Annotated in this window: 16 protein-coding genes and 1 tRNA gene; 14 read left to right on the forward strand and 3 right to left on the reverse strand. The window is 42.0% G+C overall.

The annotated features are described in order from the left end of the window. Positions 1 to 3 precede the first annotated feature (3 nt). From FLL45_RS00350 to FLL45_RS00390, 9 genes are all read left to right on the forward strand, one after another. The gene (locus tag FLL45_RS00350) at positions 4 to 354 is read left to right on the forward strand and encodes a hypothetical protein (RefSeq protein WP_185964270.1); all 351 of its coding nucleotides are present in this window, start codon (positions 4 to 6) and stop codon (positions 352 to 354) included. A gap of 68 nt (positions 355 to 422) precedes the next feature. Next, on the forward strand, positions 423 to 767 hold the full coding sequence (locus FLL45_RS00355) for a hypothetical protein (protein WP_185964271.1): 345 nt from the start codon (positions 423 to 425) through the stop codon (positions 765 to 767). A 78-nt stretch (positions 768 to 845) separates the two neighbouring features. After that, the gene (locus FLL45_RS00360; RefSeq protein WP_142887814.1) at positions 846 to 4,796 is read left to right on the forward strand and encodes an RHS repeat domain-containing protein; all 3,951 of its coding nucleotides are present in this window, start codon (positions 846 to 848) and stop codon (positions 4,794 to 4,796) included. A 14-nt stretch (positions 4,797 to 4,810) separates the two neighbouring features. Next, on the forward strand, positions 4,811 to 6,028 hold the full coding sequence (locus FLL45_RS00365; protein ID WP_142887815.1) for an RHS repeat domain-containing protein: 1,218 nt from the start codon (positions 4,811 to 4,813) through the stop codon (positions 6,026 to 6,028). A gap of 3 nt (positions 6,029 to 6,031) precedes the next feature. Next, complete coding sequence (locus FLL45_RS00370) at positions 6,032 to 6,427, forward strand: hypothetical protein (protein ID WP_142887816.1); 396 nt, start codon at positions 6,032 to 6,034, stop codon at positions 6,425 to 6,427. Between the two features lie 331 nt (positions 6,428 to 6,758). Further along, positions 6,759 to 7,094, forward strand: coding sequence for a hypothetical protein (locus FLL45_RS00375; RefSeq protein ID WP_142887817.1), 336 nt, complete (start codon positions 6,759 to 6,761; stop codon positions 7,092 to 7,094). A gap of 159 nt (positions 7,095 to 7,253) precedes the next feature. After that, positions 7,254 to 7,595, forward strand: a complete 342-nt coding sequence (locus FLL45_RS00380) for a hypothetical protein (RefSeq protein WP_142887818.1) — start codon at positions 7,254 to 7,256, stop codon at positions 7,593 to 7,595. A 190-nt stretch (positions 7,596 to 7,785) separates the two neighbouring features. Then, entirely contained in the window at positions 7,786 to 8,133 is a 348-nt protein-coding gene (locus FLL45_RS00385; RefSeq protein ID WP_142887819.1) for a hypothetical protein, read from the forward strand. Between the two features lie 71 nt (positions 8,134 to 8,204). Then, complete coding sequence (locus tag FLL45_RS00390; RefSeq protein WP_142887820.1) at positions 8,205 to 8,546, forward strand: hypothetical protein; 342 nt, start codon at positions 8,205 to 8,207, stop codon at positions 8,544 to 8,546. A 401-nt stretch (positions 8,547 to 8,947) separates the two neighbouring features. Here FLL45_RS00390 and FLL45_RS00395 read toward each other — a convergent pair. Then, positions 8,948 to 9,024: transfer RNA gene (locus FLL45_RS00395), tRNA-Met, on the reverse strand. 341 nt (positions 9,025 to 9,365) lie between these two features. Here FLL45_RS00395 and FLL45_RS00400 point away from each other — a divergent pair. Beyond that, a complete protein-coding gene (locus FLL45_RS00400) occupies positions 9,366 to 10,541 on the forward strand; it encodes a tetratricopeptide repeat protein (protein ID WP_142887821.1) in 1,176 nt (391 codons plus the stop codon). A 148-nt stretch (positions 10,542 to 10,689) separates the two neighbouring features. On the opposite strand, the gene FLL45_RS00405 is transcribed toward FLL45_RS00400, so the two are convergent. Further along, a complete protein-coding gene (locus FLL45_RS00405) occupies positions 10,690 to 11,703 on the reverse strand; it encodes a class I fructose-bisphosphate aldolase (RefSeq protein WP_142887822.1) in 1,014 nt (337 codons plus the stop codon). Positions 11,704 to 11,967: 264 nt separating this feature from the next. Here FLL45_RS00405 and FLL45_RS00410 point away from each other — a divergent pair, with 264 nt between their 5' ends. Genes FLL45_RS00410 through FLL45_RS00425 form a run of 4 tightly spaced genes read left to right on the forward strand, consistent with a single transcriptional unit; the run spans position 11,968 to position 16,538 of the window. Continuing rightward, the gene (locus FLL45_RS00410) at positions 11,968 to 13,242 is read left to right on the forward strand and encodes an efflux RND transporter periplasmic adaptor subunit (protein ID WP_142887823.1); all 1,275 of its coding nucleotides are present in this window, start codon (positions 11,968 to 11,970) and stop codon (positions 13,240 to 13,242) included. A 30-nt stretch (positions 13,243 to 13,272) separates the two neighbouring features. Beyond that, positions 13,273 to 13,989 carry an ABC transporter ATP-binding protein gene (locus FLL45_RS00415; protein WP_142887824.1) on the forward strand — a complete coding sequence of 239 codons (717 nt, stop codon included), beginning with the start codon at positions 13,273 to 13,275 and terminating at the stop codon, positions 13,987 to 13,989. 13 nt (positions 13,990 to 14,002) lie between these two features. After that, positions 14,003 to 15,316, forward strand: a complete 1,314-nt coding sequence (locus FLL45_RS00420) for an ABC transporter permease (protein WP_142887825.1) — start codon at positions 14,003 to 14,005, stop codon at positions 15,314 to 15,316. A gap of 10 nt (positions 15,317 to 15,326) precedes the next feature. Beyond that, positions 15,327 to 16,538 carry an ABC transporter permease gene (locus FLL45_RS00425; protein WP_142887826.1) on the forward strand — a complete coding sequence of 404 codons (1,212 nt, stop codon included), beginning with the start codon at positions 15,327 to 15,329 and terminating at the stop codon, positions 16,536 to 16,538. Positions 16,539 to 16,671: 133 nt separating this feature from the next. Here the strand turns inward: FLL45_RS00425 and FLL45_RS00430 are convergent, their stop codons facing one another. Next, positions 16,672 to 20,175, reverse strand: coding sequence for a diguanylate cyclase (locus FLL45_RS00430; RefSeq protein WP_142887827.1), 3,504 nt, complete (start codon positions 20,173 to 20,175; stop codon positions 16,672 to 16,674). Positions 20,176 to 20,393 lie beyond the last annotated feature (218 nt).

Raw genomic sequence — 20,393 nt, forward strand, 5'->3', positions numbered from 1 at the left:
CAAATGAACAAATTAAAAGCACTATTCCTACCAACCTTTGCGATTTTGGCCATTATTTTTTCTAGTGATGCTTTCGCAGGTTACAACGCAAATTTTGACGGTAAAGTGAAACGGGTGATTACTTACACCTACAGTACTCAAATTTTAATAGAAGTAGAGAATCAGCCAACTTCTCATCCTGAGTGTACTGTTTTTGGTCTTATGGTTATTGACCCAGACACACCAGATAATATTCGACAGTTGGTTTTAACCCGTTTAATGACAGCATATGCAACCGGTGAAGTAGTCACTATTGGTTATGACAATAAAGGCAGTTGCGTCAATGGAAGAATGAAAGTTTTTAGAGTCGGTTAGAACTCTAAGCTTCGAAAGTACGCAAATCTAAACAAGAAAAGAATTTAAATATTAAAAAGTAGAAAATGATGATTTATTTAAAAAGAGTTTTAATTTTATTGACTGTCGCTGTTGCGGTTACGTTTTCGGGCGAAGTTTTAGCGAATTGTAAAAATGGTCAGTGCACTAATGTGAAAATTACGCGAATGTATGTCACTCCCAGTGGTAAAACTGTTATCGGGACATCGGGCGACGAATCAAAACTTTTATGTGATGCTGGAAGCAGCGGTCACATCTCGATGGAACCTGAACAGAAAAATTATGAAGCGACTTATTCTTTAATCTTAATGGCGCACACAACTGACCATAACATAACTATTAGAACCTCAGAAAGTGGTTCGTGTTACGTGAAATATGTCGTTTCAGATAAATAGTGATGTAAGTTTGGGTAGGCACTATGCCCAAAAAAAGAAAAGAATTTAAATATTAAACAAAGAAACTGGAAGAAAATAATGAGAACTTTTAAAAGTTATTTATTAGGGATTTTAGGGATTTCTGGCTTGGTGTTATCGAAAAGTGCAGTATCAGGTATTGATCAAGAATTAACTTTACCTAGCACAGCTTGGCAAGTTGAAGTCAAAGGAGAGTTTACCGTCCTTGATGATTCACTTGGTGGCGAATCTATAGATTTTTCAAATGGCGGGTTATCTTTTCGTCATGTTGATGTAAGTATTCCCGGAAACAGTGGTCCAGCGATTGAGTTCGCTCGCAATTACCGCATTGATGGCATTGACTATTCTGGAAATGTTCTTGGAGGTTGGACTCCGGATATTCCATTCATTACTTACCGACTTGATAGAGATGTGAGTTCTAGTATTGATAATGGAACAAGCACTCCGGATACTTGTTTTATGGAAGTTTTGCCTAGGCTAGCAGGTGCCGCAGACGGTGTTGGACACAAAAAAATTTGGGGCAATATTCGAATGTCAATTCCCGGAGCAGGGATGAAAGTATTAGTCAAACCTGCAACCAACTCTGTAAACCATCCATATGATGATGATGTGACAACTTGGCTCAGCAAAACGGGAACTACCAGTGATAATTGGAAAATTTATTGTGGTGGCGCAATTAAAAATGTAACTGGTACTGGAATTATCGCTGTATCTCCTGAGGGAAGACAATTTCACTTCGACCAATTTACAAAACGTTATGCGGGATGGGAAAGCCATTTTGAATCGAATACACGTGGCGGCGGAGATGACTCTGATGCATTGCACTTTAACCACACCTTTCATCACTTGCTCTACGCGACTAAAGTAGTTGAACCTAATGGTAGTTATGTAGAGTATAACTTTGATAATTTTGGTTATTTAGCTTCAATAACTGCTAGCGATGGGCGACGAATTGATATTAATTATAATGCTCCTCTATTTGAATCTATTCCAGCTTCCACATATGATCTTGTCGCTGTTCCGTATGAAGCCGCGACAAAAACTATTAAAGAAGTTAAAGCAAATGGTCGTACTTGGAAATACGAATACGCAGCTTCAACTGACGCTAATTATCACACCGGCTACCAGCGTAACTTGAGATCTGTAGTACTACCGGATAACAGAAAGTGGACTTTTAACTTACCACTTCAAAACAATCGTGCTACAGAATACTACAATAGCTCCAGATGTTGGGAACCTGATAAGTACCAAGGACAAACTCACTATGGATCCTGGGTGAAACGTTTTCCTAGCACTATTTATGTAGAGCATCCTCATGGTGTTAGAGTGGACTATGAGCTTGAAATGATTAAAGATGCTGGCGGGAGAAAAAACACTTCTAACGCTCCGGAAACCGAAGTTGATGAAAATCTGAATGACCCTACTAAAAGTTGTGAGTCCAAATTCTCTAACTTCACATCCTCATTGGCAGTAATCAGTAAAAAAGTTAGAAATACTGATGGTTCTCAATATGAATGGAGCGCTAGTTATGACGAAAGCAATCAATGTCGCGCACCGTCTATTTCGACAATACCTACCAAGTTGCGCACGGTTATTGATCCCGAAGGTATAGAACGTCGCCAATATTATTATTGTGGTTCAGATCAATATGGACACGATGAACATGGGAAATTGGCAAGAGAAGATATTTACGAAGGTACTACGCTACTTGAACGGACTGATTATTCGTATGTTTCAGAGAGCTTTACTAAACCGTTTGGTTATGGTTTTCCAAATTCAGGTTTTGAACAAACCAACACTGTTCTTAGCCAAAAAATTATCAAAAGGGGGAGTGATGTTTATACAACGAGTTTAGCCTATGATCTTGACCCATCTAAAACTGAATATGATTTTGGATTACCAAAACAAGTTACCACTTCGAGCACATTACAATCAGGAAATCGAACAGCTATATACGATTATCGCTTTGATAAAACCAATTGGATATTGGGCGATATTTTAAGTATTAACAAAAATGGAAAGTTGTTTGACCAAGTTGTTTACGATGACATTGGTCGTCCAACTGAGCACCGTCGCTTTGGAGTGCGAGTCGCAAGCTATAAATATAGCACAGTTAATGGTACGCAACTCGGTACGCTAACCGAATACACAGATGCCTTGGGTAATAAAACAAAGTTTTCTAACTATCATCGGGGAGCAGCGAGAACTGTTATACGCCCTGATAATAAAACAGTTATTAGAACCGTGGATGATAATGGTTGGGTTACCTCAGTGACTAATGCACGAGGAGATCTCTTTAGCTATCAATATAATAATGTAGGTTGGTTAACTAACATCGACAGACCAACTCCATGGAACGACACACTAATCACATATTCAGGCTTGGGTAATGGGTTGATGCAATCGACAACACGGGGTGATCTACGCACAACTAAAATTTTTGACGGCTTTTTGAGGCCCGTTCTTGTTAAAAATGAAGCCGTATCTGGTGTTGGTATAAGTTCATACATTGCAACCCAGTTTGACAATAATGGTAGAGTTTCTTTCTCGTCGTTTCCATCGACAAACTCAAATCCGAGCGATGGCGTTAACAATACCTATGATGGTTTAGGTCGGCTCACTCAGGTTAAAGAAAATGTAGCGCCAAACGCAACTTCGACTTTCACTTTTTTGTCAAATAATCGAATTCGCGAAACTAACGCTAATGGTCACATAACAACAATGACTAAATCGGGGTATGGTCATCCTGATGATGGCCATGTGACATTAATCCAATCGCCTGAAAACACCAATACGGCGATGACGTACGATATCTATGGCAATATGCTTTCAGTACGCCAATATGGTACACACAATGGTGTAACTACAGATCAAACGCAGCTTTACTCTTATGACGCTCGAAACCGCTTATGTCGTCACTACGTGCCAGAAGTGAATAGCACTCTATATGCTTATAACAATGCAGACCAAATGATAGGTTATGCTGCTGGACAATCTGGGACTTCCGGTTGTGCCTCTTTGCCTGCCGCTGCCAAAATCGAGATGACCTATGACTCAATGGGTAACAATACTGCTGTTAATTTTCCAGATAGTACTACGAATATTACTAAGACATACGATGTTAGCGGCAACCTTGCTACTATAAATCGTGGAGGAGCAAACTGGTCTTATCAATACAATGCTCTCGATTTAATCACTCAAGAAAGCTTATCAATTGATGGTCGCAGTTTTTCCGTTGATTATGAATATGATTCATTAGGCCATTTGAAGTCGATCCTTTACCCATCTGGCAAAACTACCTCTGTAACGGTAAATGCGTTAGGTCAAATGACTAAAGTTGGTAACTATGTCACTGATGCTAATTACTTTGCTAATGGCAGCCTAAAAGATTTCACTTTTGGTAATGGAGCTACTTATAGTGCAACACAAAATAGCCGGTTGCTACCTACGGCAATGAAATTACATAACGGTGCAGGGACTCAGTTGGCCGCACAGCGATTTGAGTGGGACAGTAACCGAAATATTGATCGCATCCTTGATGATGTTGACTCTCAATACAATATCAATATGACCTACGATGGTCTTGATCGACTTGTAAACGCAAATGGATTCTGGGGAACCGGTACTATTTCTTACGATTCGCTTGGTAACATTCGTTCAAAAATCATGGGTTCTCAATCTTTAACATACAACTATGACAGTCTTAACCGCTTAAGTAATGTTAGTGGCGGCGTGACTAGAAGCTTCTCTTACGATTCTAGAGGCAATGTTATTAATAATGGCGTTAGAAGCTTTACTTATAACTTAGGCAATATTATGACTGATTCTGGAACACTCAATTATGTTTATGATGGTCATGATCGCAGAGTTTCGAAGACTAAAGATGGGAAAACAGAGTATTCGTTTTACAGCCAAAGTGGCACCTTAATGTATCGGCAAAAATCAAATGGTGATCATTCTGATTATATTCGTCTTGGCGATCGGTTAATCACTATTTTAGAAAGTCGATAAGGGAGGGCTTTAAAATGACTAATAATTTCGTGAAAACATTGATAACTAAATTTGCTCTATTTATCTTATTGAGCATTTGCTTTTCTAACGCGCTAGCTAACGAAGAACAAACGGGTAAGCAAGTCTTTGTTCCTATCTCAGTCGGTGATATAACGATATTTATTCCTATATTAAGTGCTCCTACGAATGTAGGTTACTCGCCTCAGCAAACTCCAGTTGGTGATGTTTATGACGTTAGCTGGAGCGCCAATAACGATGCTGCTTATTATCAAATTGAAATCATTGATGAGGAAGGTAATAAACGAATCATCACAACAACAAACCTAAGCTATTCATTGTCAGCACTACCCTTAGGTAATAGTACGGTTAATGTTTTAGCGTGTAATAGTCAAAACCAGTGCGGTGGTTCTTCACTAGTTGGAAACTTCACCACTAGTGAAAAAATACGGTATGTGCATACAGATATATTAGGTTCACCTATTGCTGAAATGGATTCTGCGGGTAATTTACTTAAAGAGTTTCACTACAAGCCTTTTGGGGATACTGAAGAGCAGAAAAATGAGGATTTAGGTTTTACCGGACATTTAGAAGATACCGATATCGGCTTAACTTATATGCAGGCTCGGTATTATGATCCTGCGATTGGACGCTTTTATTCTAATGACCCAGTACATATTGATGAACATTTAAGTAGTATTCAGGGGATTCAAGGGTTTAATAGGTATGCATACGCAAATAATAATCCGTACAAGTATGTTGATCCAGATGGGCGAGCTGTTTGGTTTTTGCTTTTCGCTCCTGAAATAGTTGCCTTAGGAAAAGCAGCGCTTTTTGTTGGGTCTGCTGGTGTCGCAGCATACGGGGTTCATGAAGCGACAAAGCCTGACGAAGATAGTGGTGATGAAGATAAGGGAAGTGAAGAGTCTAACGACCCGGTAGAAGATATATTAGACGGAGCTACAGAAGGTAATAAAACTAAAGGACGGACAAAAAATTATGATAAACCAGGTGGAATCGATCAAGCTAATGAGGATTTTGAAGAAGCTGTAGATCCAGATAGTGTCGCGCCAATTACTGACGGAAAAGGCGGCGAAGGTCGACGAGGTCTTGTAAATGATGGTAGTGGTCGTAAAATAAATGTCCGTCCTAATAGTAGTGATGGAAGGCCTACGGTTGAAATACAAGATGGAAAGAACAAAACGAAAATTAGGTACGATGAGGAGAGTAAGTAGACAATGAAAGAAAATATTTATTCGATATGGTCACCGTTAGATGGAGTAGAAGGAAGGGTTTATGTAGATCACATTATTGATGATGAAGAAGGATTGACTATTTATCTTTATCTATCAAGTAATGGAGGGGAAAAGAAGTTTAAAATGACTTTTGATCCATACATTGCTTACCGAAATATGGATGAGAGCTTTAGGAGTAAAGCTTTTTCTGAACATGGTGGATTTGACAATAGCTTAAATATTGTAAGCAATTCATCGTGGATTAGGTGGCTACAATCTGAGAGTCAAGGGTATTATCAGGAGGCTAAAATAGTTCATTACTGCATAATAACCGACGCAGACTTTATCGACGTTCTAGCTGAATTTCCGCCAGAAGTAGAGTGGGTTTATGGTTCTTAAAACTAACTAAATTAATTCAAGAAGCAGTTTGGTTGAGTTGGTATGTCGTGCTCGTGCAAGAAAAAAACAATGCATTAAGGTCGAAGCAATTTTTTATAGTTAGAAAATAGCCAAGTTATTGAAAATCTATTAATTACTGATTAATAGTTGGAAAAACTAAATAGAGGTAAGGACACTAGACCCTAAAAATTGTTTGTAAAGCTCGGTAGGTTGAGGTGAAAGCTCCAACAACACTGGTTGAATTATACGACAAATCATCGGGCGTAAACGAAAACTTTAAATACAACACGTTGGGGTTCGTACCTCACCCCAACCTACGAGATTTTATGATATGAAAAAATTAATACTGATTATTCTATTATTCGCACCACAACTCGCGATGGCGGCTAATCCAGGATGGCAGGGTTATATGAAACCTGTTGAACTATTGTTTGAAGGTAATGACGATGGTTCAAGAGTTTATGTAACGTTTTCAGAATCTCTCGCGTTAGCCGAGTGTTCTGGTGGTGGAGCTTATATCAGAGTGCATGGGAAAACAAAGCGGGGCGAATACATGATAAGTGTTATTCTCGCGGCGATTGCTGCTGGAAAAAATGTTAGCCCAAATATTAGCGGTTGTGACGATTGGAACCGACCAATACTTAAGGGTATTAGAATTGGTCGATAAAGCGATAAGCTTCAGACAGACCAATAGCTTGGTGTAAAAAAAACATTAACATTAGTTGGGTAAAACGACTGATTATCGGGCGCAAACGAAAACTTTAAATGCAACACGTTGGGGTTCGTGCCTCACCCCAACCTACGAGATAATATTTTGGGAACTAAAATGAAAAAATTTTTAATGATTTTATTAGCGACTTTAACGCTACCAACATTAGCTACAGACTGGGGTGGTAAGAGTGCGCCGATTGAAATTATGTATGTTTATCCAACGCGCGTTATTGTCGTCCAAGGTGATAACTATGCGGGAACAGCAAACTGCGAAAATAATAACAAGTGGAGTTTTGAATGGAACTCATTCGATGAGAAAACAGCCGAAAGAGTTTATAGCGCATTGTTAACCGCATATACCTCAAAAGCGCCAATTCGTCCAATATTCCATGCAACAGAATGCGGTCCGGAGAATGCGAAAAAATTTATCGGTAGTATTGTTTTTGAACGCCATTGAGGCTTGTCGAATTTAATCTGATAGCCCGGTAGGATGGGGTGAAATACCCAAAACGTTTCGCGGGGCAAGCTTACCCCAACGACATTGGTTGAATAAAACGACTAATTGTCTGGTGGAATCAAAACTTTAAATGCAACACGTTGGGGTTCTTACCTCACCCAACCTACGAGATAATATTTTGGGAACTAAAATGAAAAAAGTATCGATATTTATTTTACTTATGTTGTTTTCTAACACGGTTTTTTCAGCTGGGTTAGCTAACTGTGGAACTGTTTCAATTCAAAACCTTTATGTTCAAGGTGATCGTGGTGGCGATAACTCATTTCACGCTAACAAAATGCTTGTAATTATGGGACCAGAAAAGTTGGCTGCTTGTGACGATTTTACGTTCGCCTATTTGGAGAATACTGATGACGCGTATGAAAGTACGTTATCAATGGTTTTGGCTGCGTATATGGCTGGTAAGAAAATTAGAATTCAAATTGAAAACAACCCTGCACAAAATGCTTCTAAGCGAATCGCTTGGGTGAATTTTTAGTTTACTTACTGGTTTAATTAAACTCATTGGGATTTATACAGCGTCCCAACCTACAAAGAAGATGAATTAAAATGAAGAAACTATTTTTAATCGTATTACCTATTTTGTGCATATTTGCAAAAACTACCTTCGCGTCAGAGTCTGGGAGCATAACCAAAGTCGACAAGATCTACATCGCGACTAGTGGTACAAAACCTTTCATCTATTTTGGTGCTGATAGTCTGCCTGGCTGCCATGCTAATAGTGGTGCTTACTTACCGGTTGTTAATGAAGCTGTCTTTAGCCGAATATACTCTACAGTTCTTTCAGCACAAGCATCACAGAAACCGGTAAAGGTGTATTACAAAGTCAAGGAAGGACAAACTGGTTGGGGAATGTGTGATATAGAAGCTATTTTTCTTTATAGCAACTAGTTAAATATGGGAGCCGAGCGTACTAGATTAGCGATGAGTATGGCTTTAACTGCATTTACTGCAAACAAAGAGTGGGGCGTTGTTGTTGAACTGCCGTCTAAAGCTGATTCGAAATGCTTTGCTTTATCGACAGCTAGTCAGGGGGCAGGAATTCGGTAACAAGGCCGCCGAGAAATCTCGTAAGCTCGGAGGGATTTCCTGATAACTTTGGTTGAATTAAATGACTAATTATCGGCAATAAATGCAAACTTTCAACGCTATCAGATGGATTTCGTGCCTCACCCCAACCTACAGGGACTGAGAATTCAACGAAATTTACGAATTTGGTGACTATATGCTGACTAATTGGAATTGCAAAAACACAAAAGCCGCCATAAAGCGGCTTTTGTGATTGATTTATATGGTAGCAAGGAGTGGATTTGAACCACCGACCCCATCATTATGAGTGATGTGCTCTAACCAGCTGAGCTACCTTGCCACAGGTATCTTGAGAGCCTCAGAGAGTGAGGTGGTCAAGTCTCAAGAGGCGCGTATTTTGCTGATTTGAGCGGCTTTTGTCAATAACCTTATTCAAATTACTTAGTTTTCTTTGGCTACATTTCCATAGCGACTGGTTATAAAAGCATTGATGGCTAAGTAACTCGTTGATATTAAGGCGAATGTTAGTCAATCACAGGTTCCATTTGGTGGTTGATAAGAATACCGTTAATATAGGTTTTATCCTGTTTTAGGTTATGGAATAACTTAAACCAACACCGCCAGCCGCTCATCAGGTTTGGCGAACTAAAAAAACGAATAAATCCGTCCAAAGGGAACAAAATGATCAATCAATCCACACTGCGCCTTTTCATCCTTAGTCTCGCTTTAATCGCAATCAATGTATCGGCGCAACCCACCCGCTCAGGCGATCTCGATAAGCAAATTCAAAGCGTCGGAGAGCAATTTGCGCGAGCACTCAACCAGCAAGATATCCGGGCAATGAAAGTCATACTCGATGTCGACCCACTAGCGATCGAAACCTACCAACTCGTCTTTGGCGACAGCGACCAGTCGGGCAAAAATAGCTTTATCAAAGGCTTCAAAGATACCTTTTTTAGTAAATCCGTAAGCGCCTGGTTTCTATCATTGCAAAGAAGCGGCGGAGTTGCTGAGTACCAAAGGAACATTCGTGTCGACGGAACCACGCGCGCTCTTATCAGACTCAATTTAAATGCCGAAGGCGTCAATTACATGGAGTTGATCTTCGATAAGAACAACAAACGAGTGGTTGATATGTTTGTCCACACCACAGGAGAAAAGCTATCAGATACCATGATCTCGATAGTTGCACTTGCAGTGCCCAACAACGAAAACTTGCTAAGCCGGCTACTCGGCACCAAAAAGCTCGACAATCAAGTCATCAAAGCAATTGGCCAAGTCGTCGAATTCAACCGCACCGGCCAGTTTGCCAAAGCACATGAAACCTTAAACAACTTACCCAAAGAGGTTCAAAACAGCCGTTATGTCACAGTCATGAAAGTGACTTTATCATCCTCAGTTTCTGAAGACGCCTACTACAAAGAGCTCGAAAACTTGGCGAATCTCTATGGAAACGAATCAACATTGGGCTTTTTGTTAGTGGATTATTATTTCATTAAAGGACAATTTGATCGTTTAGTTCAAACAATTGAAACCGTAGAGAAAAGGATAGGCGTTGATTCCATTTTAGAATCCTTAAAAGCGAACGCCTACTTTATGGCTCAGCGGCATAATCTCGCCATGAAACACATAGAAAAAGCGATAGCCATGGAAGCCAGCAATCAAGAATTTTATTGGATCAAGGCTGAAGTCCTGAATAAACAAAAAAAGTTTCAAGGTTTGACCGACTTGTTTGATGATATGGCAACGAGGTTTTCGTTAACTTTTGATCCTTCAGTGTTTGAGGGCGAGCCAGAATACCTCGAGTTTGCAAAGTCAGCCGCCTTTAAAACTTGGGCAAAGCAGTATCGTCCTTAAGAACAATTTTAAAACCTGAGTTTAACCCTGATTTTAACCCTGGCGATAACGCTAAACGAATCACGCAATAGCCACAAAGGCGAGCATTGCTCGCCTTTATAATCCATCACCAATTGCCACTAATGACCAGCAATTACTAAAGAGACTTCTATTCCAGAGACGGGGAATATTCGCCTTGCCGGGCCAAACTATTCAGTCTAGCGCGTTTTAATAGCGCATCTTGCCCTGCAGCTTTATTCGCATTATCACCCGCCCAAGCCTGCAATACCGGCTGCTGCAAAGCTCTGCCATAGGAAATACTCAACTGCCACGGCGCATGATTCGCTAATTGATTGATGGCATTGAGATTTTCCGTCGCTTCCTCGGGTGATTGACCGCCCGAGAGAAAGTTAATACTCGGCACTGCCGCAGGTACCGTTCGATTAAACACCCTCAAGGTATACTCAGCCACTTGTTCGGGCGAAGCCTTGCTACTTTCAGAACCCGGGGTCACCATACTCGGTTTCAAAATCATCTGCTCTAAAATCACATGATGACGATGTAAGGCATAAAACACCTCCTGCAACACCGACTCAATCACCCTAGAAGCACGCTCAATATCATGATGGCCATCCATTAACACTTCTGGCTCAACAATCGGTACTATTCCTGATTGCTGACAAACCGCTGCATAGCGGGCCAACATCTCAGCGTTAGCGGTTAACCCGAGTTGGGTCGGGTTTTGCGCACTGATGGGATAGACTTCACGCCACTTGGCAAATCGAGCGCCTTGCACTTTATAGCCAGCTAACCGTTCGGCAAGGCCATCTAACCCATAGGTAATCATATCGCCAGGCGCGCCAGCCAGGGGACCTTTACCCTTATCAACTTTGATACCTGGGACGATTTTTTGCGACCAAGCCGCTTCGGGGATCGTTGCACCTTCATCCGTCGACTGAGTGAGCGTCTCCTCAAATAAAATCACGCCGCTAATGTATTTACCGAGACCAGGCGTTGTCATCAGCATTGAGCGATAAAAACGCCGGTTTTCTTCGCTGGATTCGACATTAATGCTTTTGAATCGCTTGGCAATCGTGGGCGCGCTCTCATCGGCGGCGAGGATACCTCGGGTGTCATCAACCATATCGTTAATGGTGTCTTGCAGTTCTGTGTTAACCGTCATAACAACCTCCTTATTGGGATATTGTTGCCCAACTGAGCAAGCCATTTATTGATCTGATCCCCGATTCATTTACATTTCGTTACTTCCTCAAAGCCAACTATTTTTTTACAGCCGTCGTCATAGGTCGTGTTAGCCCAGCAAATCGTCGGCAAAATCTAACCCATTTGCGACAGGCTGTGCTGGGGCGGGTTACCAAGTTAGGACCCTCTAATACCGCAAAAACGGTGAAGGAGGGAAGCAGAAAACGGGGATTGGGGAAATAAAGTGAAAATATCAGACACCTCTGGTCAGGATATCATTCTTGAAAAACCAGCCGGGCGCCGTCGGCTGTTTTATATTATTGGTTCGGTGGTACTTTTAGCAATTGTGATTACTTTTGCCGCTCCAGCGTTTTCACGTTGGACTTCGGCCGATCACAGTGTTGCCTACGAACGGATTCGCTTGGCCAAAGTGAGTCGCGGTGATTTTATTCGTGATGTTTCCGTGCAAGGTAAAATAGTTGCCGCGGTTAGTCCAACTTTATACGCGAGTGCACCAGGCACTATTTCATTTACCGTGACTGCGGGCGAGCAGGTTAAAGCGAAGCAACTACTCGGTTCAATTGACAGTCCGGAACTGACCAATCAATTGCAGCAAGAAGAAGCGACTTTGCAAAGCATGGTTATTGATAAAGATCGCCAACTCATCCAATCAAAAAAGCAAGCTCTTGAAAATCAAAAAGTAGTTGATTTGGCTAAAGTCACTTTAAATGCAGCAGACCGCGAAATGCGCCGAGCAGAAGCCGCGTATCAGCGAAACGCGATCAGCACTTTGGATTATGAAAAAGCCCAAGATGATTTGCAAAACGCCAAGCTTGCCCACCAACATGCCGTACAAGATGCCAACCTTAATAAAGAAAGCTTAGATTTCGAATTAAAAACAAAACGACTAGAAGTTCAACGCCAACAGTTACTCGTTGACGAGCTCAATCGTCAAGTCAAAGAGTTACAACTACTCTCTCCGGTTGATGGCATTGTGGGTCAGTTAGTGGTTGAAGAAAAAACCGCAATCGCTAAAAACCAAGCGGTTATTTCGGTGGTTGATTTAAGCCAGTTTGAAGTGGAAGTTGCGGTGCCAGAATCATATGCCGATGACTTAGGCTTAGGTATGGCGGCAGAGATCCGCGCGGGTAATCAACTCCATCAAGCGACCTTAGTTTCCATTTCACCCGAAATTCAAAACAATCAAGTATTAGGGCGTGTGCGCTTTACTCAAACGCCACCGGAAGGTTTGCGTCAAAACCAAAGACTGACCACCCGTATTCTTTTAGAGAAAAAAGAAAATGTCTTAATGGTCAAGCGCGGACAATTTCTTGACTCAGGTGCCGGCCGAGTCGCCTATCGAGTCAATGGTGATGTGGCTGAAAAAATAACCATTAAAACCGGCGCGCGAAGTTTGGCTGCAGTGGAAATACTCGAAGGGTTACAAGCAAACGATCAAATTATCATATCAAGTACCGATTCATTTCAGGGCGCGGAGAACGTGCTGATTAACCGGTAAACATTACCGATAAAACGCGAGGATAAATACATGTTAAAAATGAATAATATTAAAAAAGTTTTCCGTACTGAAGTTGTTGAAACGCATGCGCTCAGAGATTTCTCACTGAATGTTGACGAAGGAGAGTTTGTGGCGGTCACGGGTCCCTCTGGCTCGGGCAAAACAACATTCTTGAATATTGCTGGCTTATTAGAAACCTTTACTGGCGGAGAATATTTCTTAGATGGCGTTGATGTTAAGGGACTGAATGACAATCAACGCTCTAAACTGCGTAATGAAAAAATCGGTTTTATTTTCCAAAGCTTTAACTTAATCCCTGATCTTAATTTATTTGATAACGTCGATGTGCCATTGCGCTACCGGGCAATGAATGCCAAAGAGCGCAAAGAACGAATCGAAAATGCCTTGGAGACAGTTGGTCTTGCCAATCGAATGAAACATATCCCTTCGCAGTTATCGGGCGGTCAGCAACAGCGTGTAGCAATTGCGAGAGCTTTGGCAGGATCTCCCAGGTTTTTATTGGCGGATGAGCCTACCGGTAACTTAGATTCGGAAATGGCGGAGAGCGTAATGAGCCTGTTGGAAGATATTAATCAAAAAGGGACCACCATTATTATGGTCACCCATGATCCAAAACTAGCGTTACGCACACCGCGTTCGATCGCTGTTAAAGATGGTCTGGTTAGCGAAGTGGTGCGAAAGGAAGCTGTGAGTGAGGCCAATGAAAATGTCGCGGCATTTGCTTAATTAGGAGACCATTATGTTTGGATATTATTTACGTCTAGCGATGCTCTCCATTAAGCGCAACCCGATTTTAAGTGCGCTAATGGTTGCCGCAATCGCGGTTGGCATTGGTGCTTCAATGACGACCATTACGGTGAATTATGCGATGGGCAGTAACCCGATTCCGCATAAAAGTGAGCAACTGTTTGCGGTCCAACTAGATACTTGGGATCCAAATCAACCCTTTCGTGAACCGGATACTCCACCGGATCAAGTGACTTACTTGGATGCAACTGCCTTGATGAAAATGGCCCCTGCGGCCAAGCAAACGGCAATGACTAAGACCTTTCAAGTGATTGAGCCGCAAGGGGAAGATGTGATTCCTTTTGATGCTTTAGGTCGTGCTGCGTTTGGTGATTTCTTTTCAATGTTTGACACACCATTTTTATATGGTAACGGCTGGGATAGAGACAGCGATGATTCACTGGCGATGGTCACCGTGCTGAGCAAAGAAACCAATGAAAAAGTGTTTGGTGGCGAAAACTCGGTTGGCAAATTTATCCGTATCGGTGGTAAAGATTATCGCGTTGTTGGTGTTCTTGATGACTGGAATCCGATCCCAAAGTTTTATGATGTGACCAATGGACCCTTCAATGATTCGGAAGATTTTTATATCCCGTTTAATTTAGTGGCGAGTCTCGAGCTACCCCGATCAGGTAATACCAACTGTTGGAAACCGAGTAATGAAGACGGTTATCAAGGCTTCTTAAATTCGGAGTGCGTGTGGATTCAATTCTGGGCTGAGTTGCCAACAGAAAGTGAACAGGAAGAGTACTTAAACTTTTTAAATAGCTATGCGACGCAACAAAAAGAGCTGGGACGTTTTCCGCGCCCGCTGAATAATCGAATTAACAATGTTATGCAATGGATGGATCAACAAGGTGTTGTCCAAGATGGTGCGAAGGTCGTGATGTGGCTATCGATCATGTTCCTGTTGGTTTGCTTGCTTAACACGATTGGATTGTTGCTGACTAAATTTACCACTAAATCGGGTGAGATTGGTTTGCGACGGGCGTTGGGTGCTTCTAAATCAACCTTGTTTGTCCAGCATTTAATTGAAGCGGGCATTATCGGATTAATGGGCGGATTGCTTGGACTATTTTTAGCCATGGGCGGCTTACAGGGGATAGCCATGTTGTTTGGTAATGATGTCAAGGATTTAGTCTCATTAGATACCACTATGGTTGCGACTGCGATTGGCTTGGCAATTGTCTCTGCGTTATTGGCCGGGTTATATCCGACTTGGCGCGCTTGTAGTATTCAACCGGCTGTTCAATTAAAAACGCAATAAGGAGCCTCAGATGGAAATTAAACCAATACTAAGCGCCTTATCGCGCAACAAAACTGGCGCTCTGTTGATTGCCTTACAAATCGCTTTAACGATGACCATCATTGTTAACTCAGTCTTTATGATCCAGCATCGTCAAGGACAAATGGATCGTGAGTCAGGAATCAATGAAGCTGATACTTTTATTTTGTCTTACATGGGATTTGCAGAAGATTACAACGAGAAAACCCAACTAATTGAAGATCTCAATTTTATCCGCGAACTGCCTGGCGTAGTCGACGCAGTGCAAACGAATTCTGCGCCTTTGACGGGGGGCGGTTGGTCAATGAGTCTTGCGACTGAAACTGGCCCCGATGCGGATGACGTTGGCACAGCCATCTATTTTGTTGATGACCATGGGGTTAACGCTTTTGGTGTTAATCTTATCGCGGGCCGTAACTTTACCGCTGATGAAATTATTTGGCGGGAAAGAACTTCAACGAAATGGCCAGGTCAAGGTGTAATTACTAAGGCGTTAGCGGCAGATTTGTTTGAAGATGACTGGCAATCAGCACTGGGTAAAACCGTTTATATCAGTGAAACTCAACCTATCAACATTGTTGGTATCATCGACAAAATGCAAGCGCCTTGGAATGGCTGGAGTGGTGTCGAGCGAACTTTGCTTGTACCGAGTTACACTGAGTTTGGTGGCGCGCGAATTTTTATTCGTACCGAACCGGGCGAGCGCGATCGATTGATGACTGAGATTGAAGAGCAATTGGTTGCCAATTATAAAGGACGTTTAATTCGTCGCGTGCGAAGTATGGAAGAGGTGCGCACGGACAGTTATCGTTCGCATAATGGTATGAATACGATCTTGAAAACCTTGATCATCTGTTTAACCGTAGTAACTGCTTTGGGCATTGTTGGTTTAGCAAGCTTCAGCGTTAATCGTCGTAAAAAACAAATTGGAACTCGTCGCGCTTTGGGGGCTCGCAAACTCGACATTTTACGCTACTTTATGGTGGAAAATTTCTTGATTACCACTTTTGGCGTTGTGCTTGGTGCAGTGATGACCATTGGACTCAATATGGTTTTAGTCGACATGTTAGATTTACCGAAGATTGATTGGTACTACATTCCGGCGGGGATGGCGGTATTGTGGTTTATCGGTTTGATGGCAGTATTTGGGCCAGCGAAAAAAGCCTGTCAGATTTCACCGGCTCTGGCAACGCGAAGTGTTTAGTGAGAAGTTCTAGATGAAGTGCTAAGTGCTAGGTTCTAAGTGCTAGGTTCTAAGTGATAAGTATTCAACTTAGTCCTTAGTTCTTAGCTGGAGCGCCAGCCCGGTCTAGCTCTTAGTTCTTAGGATTTTATATTTAGCTCTTAGCACTTTCTTTCTCTGCGATTTTAATTTGATTTCGACCAGCGTGTTTTCCTTCGTATAAAGCACTGTCAGCCAAATCGATCAACTCTTCAATCGTCAGTCCTGGTGAGTACTCAACGACGCCAAATGTCGCGGTGACGTTAATGGATTCACCTTTCAAATCAAAAGTTTCTTTTGACAGTCTTTGTCTTATTTTATCTAACGCTACAGTTGCACCTTGTGCGTTGGTATTTGGGAGCATAAACACAAACTCTTCGCCGCCCCAGCGAGCCGTCATATCTTGACTACGTAAGGTTTCATCAAAAACCTTTGCGGTACGCTGGAGGACGAGATCGCCACTGTCGTGCCCATAAGTATCATTGAAGTCTTTAAAATGATCGATATCAGCAATGGCAAACGCGAGAGGTTGACCTGAACGATCGTCGATACGAATTTGATAGCGTGCCTTTTCTAGGAAGGCACGTCGATTCGGTAAATCAGTGAGGTAGTCGGTGTAAGAGGCCTTTTTAAGCTCGTTATGGGCAATCACATTATCCAACGCAATACTGGTGTAGTTGGCTATGGTTCGTATGAACTCAATATCTTCCGCCGAGAAAGCATTCACTTTAGACGATTGAATCGTAATACATCCCAATTTAGTTTCGTTACGAGAAATCACCGGAATGTAAACAATACTCTGCATTTTTTTACCAACACGATCTTTTTCTTTGATCGTCAAGTAACGTGATCGATCGGTATATCGACTAAGAATCACTTCTTTACCGTGCTGGATACACCAAGCAGCCAGCTCAGAGGTTGTATCCATCGTTTTGTAAAAACTGGGTAAGGGCTCTCCATCTTCATAGGTACGCTCAAATTTAATGCGTTGCTCGATTGGCTCGTAAGTTCCAATACCGACGACACTAACTTTTAATGAGCGATTTAAGTGGTTATATAAGTTTTCGGAAAGGTCTTCGATTTCTAAAATCGACGTGATATCTCTGCCAATATCAGCCAAGGTATTAATATCCCGAGTCCGTTGTTCAACCTGTTTTTCGAGTAACAGGTTATATTCTTTTATTTTGTAGACTCGGTAACGATACCAGCCGATTATCAGGCTGATAAATAGCAATACCACCAGTGTTTTAAACAACAGAGTTTCATAGAAGTAGGGTTTGAGTACGATGTTTAAGTGAGTTGGTTCGCTCGCTATCCCATAGGCACTTGTCGAATAAACCTCAAACGTATAATTGCCAGGCTCCAAATTAGTATAAGTTGCCCGGCGGTTAGTCGCGCCTGTTTCACTCCAACTTTCATTAAAACCGACGAGTCGATAAAAGAACACCGCATCTTCCGGCTGACTCATATAAGGTGTGGTAAATTCAACGGTAAAGTCGCGGTACTCAGCGGGCAGTGCAATGGACTGACGGTGTGCAACGATTGCTGCATCTGTGTCTTGTGCGGGAGGTAAAAGTTTGTCGACACTTTCTTGACGTAAACCCGTCGATCGAATGAGTACATCATTGATAATTAATCGGTTGGGAATACGGTTGGCGTTAATTGTCGACTGGTCAATGATAGAAATACCGGCAGGTCCCAAGAAATACATGCGTTGTTTGAGATCTTTGGTAAATTGGCCGATAGAATAGTTTGATAATGCACCGGCATCGGTATCATACTGAGTAAAGGATTCGTTAGTTGGATCAAAGCGAATTAATCCGTCGGTGCTCGAAAACCACAATTTGCTGTAGTTATCGTTGATAGGGCCGGTCAGCACATCCGTTGGTAAACCGTTGTCTGTCGTCCAAGCACGATACTCTGGCGATTTGAAGTCGGTTAACAACTCATGGATGCCGCCTGATGTGCCGACCCAGGTTCTATCTTTGGCATCTCGATAAAAGCCAGTGATATTGGCGTTGCGCATCCCGTTGGCGTTACTCGGATTATGTTGGGTTGTTTCGAATGTATTGATATCGACAAAGTAAGACGACTGCTGGGTGCCAAATACCATGGTTGATTCGTCAATTTGTTCGGCAAAGCCTGCGATTGAGGTTTGCATTCGGTGGATAACTTTTGAGAGCGATGGATCCATGCAAAAAATACCCGCCGTTCTCGAGCGCAACCAAAGTTGCCCTTTGGTATCAAAAGTTGCATCGTACCAGCTCAGATTTCTGATTTCTTCGGGAATGCCTATTTTGTCAACATCCGCGGAAGAGCGAATTCGATAGATATCTTTTGTGAGTAAATACAAAGTAGTGTCATTAGCATTCCAAATTGGAATGGAGCGATTTTTGGTGAGGTTGATAGGCAAAATATCGTATTTGGTCAGTTGATTCTTTTGGGTTTTCAATTGAAACAGGGTTCGATAATTTGAAAACCAGATGTCATCATCCTTACCTTTAATAATTCGTCTCAGGTTCTCGCCTGAGCCACTGAGTAATTTTCGGCTCAAAGTACCGATTTGAGTTTGGTTGGGATCATATTGGTGAAGCCCTTTTGACCAAGTGCCTACCCAAATAGACTCATTGCGGTCTTCATAAAAAGCGACAATACCTTCGCTGATCGATTCATTATTGAAGATGGGCAAGAATGTTCGCTGATCGATTTGGTAGATACTTAAACCGCCATCGGTACCTATCCAGATTTCCTTACCATTTTTAGGTAGCAATAAGGCTCGAATATAATTTGAAGGCAATCTGCCTGCGGTATTTTCTTGAGTAAAAGTGACCAGCTGTTTATTAACGGTGTTATACAGAAGCAGACCATTTTGCTCGGTACCTATCCAGACTTTATCTGGCGATTGAAAGAGTAAGCTAGTAATCACATGACGCGAATTCGCATCTTTATTAATCGGTTGAAAAAAACTCGCCACTGCATCATCAAGTAAAATAAAGATACCTTCTTGCGACGCAATCCATAATTCGCCGCTGTCGCTTTGCTTAATATCCATAATACTGACTGGTTTATCAGCGACTTCTGTTGACGCATTCAACGAAATTTTAGTAAAAGACTCACTGTTACTATCGAAGCGATAAAGTCCGTTCTGGGTACCAATCCACACGTTATCTTGTTGATCAATGAATATTGATTGGATGTAGTCGTTATCCAGACTCCCGTCTTTTTCATCGCTAACGAAGTTTCTGAAAGTCTCACTGGGCAAGTGATACCGGCTCAGTCCGGTTGCCGTGCCAATCCAGAGTGACTGTTGACTTGCTTGGTAAGCGACCTTAGTCACAAAATTGCCTGCAATTGAATTGCTGTTTTTGGTTGATTTCACAAAGCGTTTGGATTCGTAGGCGTCTAATCTGATGAGCCCATCCTGGGTCCCAATCCATAGAAAACCTTTGTCGTCAGAGACAATATCTGAATTAGTAAGATCAAGTCCACGGTGACCGCTGATGGGCGCAAATCGATACTTTAACGCGTCGAGGTGAAAGTCGGTGGTTTCGGTTGTTAAAGTTTGCGATGCGACAGCGCAGACGTTAAAAAGTAAGAGGAATGCCCAGCAAATTCTCAAGTTATTGTATTTGTTGTCGAATGGTTTGTTAAGTATCGAACAAATATGAGAATTTTCAAGTTGCTTAGGGGAAATGAGTCCTTGAAACGCAAAGCAAAATTCAGATTTGAGAACTTGGTAGTTTTTATGCCCATGAGTATGAGCTCAAGGCTAAGGGTTAAACGCTCGGAGCAAAGCGCTAAGAACTAGACCGGGCTGGCGTTCCAGCTAAGAACTAA

It is taken from the genome of Aliikangiella marina, from assembly GCF_007004765.1.
Lineage (GTDB): Bacteria > Pseudomonadota > Gammaproteobacteria > Enterobacterales > Kangiellaceae > Aliikangiella > Aliikangiella marina.

What these genes read in the sequence shown, in the direction of transcription:
- FLL45_RS00350 (WP_185964270.1), top strand. Translation starts at nt 4, where the DNA reads ATGAACAAATTAAAAGCACTATTCCTACCAACCTTTGCGATTTTGGCC.
- FLL45_RS00355 (WP_185964271.1), top strand. Translation starts at nt 423, where the DNA reads ATGATTTATTTAAAAAGAGTTTTAATTTTATTGACTGTCGCTGTTGCG.
- FLL45_RS00360 (WP_142887814.1), top strand. Translation starts at nt 846, where the DNA reads ATGAGAACTTTTAAAAGTTATTTATTAGGGATTTTAGGGATTTCTGGC.
- FLL45_RS00365 (WP_142887815.1), top strand. Translation starts at nt 4,811, where the DNA reads ATGACTAATAATTTCGTGAAAACATTGATAACTAAATTTGCTCTATTT.
- FLL45_RS00370 (WP_142887816.1), top strand. Translation starts at nt 6,032, where the DNA reads ATGAAAGAAAATATTTATTCGATATGGTCACCGTTAGATGGAGTAGAA.
- FLL45_RS00375 (WP_142887817.1), top strand. Translation starts at nt 6,759, where the DNA reads ATGAAAAAATTAATACTGATTATTCTATTATTCGCACCACAACTCGCG.
- FLL45_RS00380 (WP_142887818.1), top strand. Translation starts at nt 7,254, where the DNA reads ATGAAAAAATTTTTAATGATTTTATTAGCGACTTTAACGCTACCAACA.
- FLL45_RS00385 (WP_142887819.1), top strand. Translation starts at nt 7,786, where the DNA reads ATGAAAAAAGTATCGATATTTATTTTACTTATGTTGTTTTCTAACACG.
- FLL45_RS00390 (WP_142887820.1), top strand. Translation starts at nt 8,205, where the DNA reads ATGAAGAAACTATTTTTAATCGTATTACCTATTTTGTGCATATTTGCA.
- FLL45_RS00400 (WP_142887821.1), top strand. Translation starts at nt 9,366, where the DNA reads ATGATCAATCAATCCACACTGCGCCTTTTCATCCTTAGTCTCGCTTTA.
- FLL45_RS00405 (WP_142887822.1), bottom strand. Translation starts at nt 11,703, where the DNA reads ATGACGGTTAACACAGAACTGCAAGACACCATTAACGATATGGTTGAT.
- FLL45_RS00415 (WP_142887824.1), top strand. Translation starts at nt 13,273, where the DNA reads ATGTTAAAAATGAATAATATTAAAAAAGTTTTCCGTACTGAAGTTGTT.
- FLL45_RS00420 (WP_142887825.1), top strand. Translation starts at nt 14,003, where the DNA reads ATGTTTGGATATTATTTACGTCTAGCGATGCTCTCCATTAAGCGCAAC.
- FLL45_RS00425 (WP_142887826.1), top strand. Translation starts at nt 15,327, where the DNA reads ATGGAAATTAAACCAATACTAAGCGCCTTATCGCGCAACAAAACTGGC.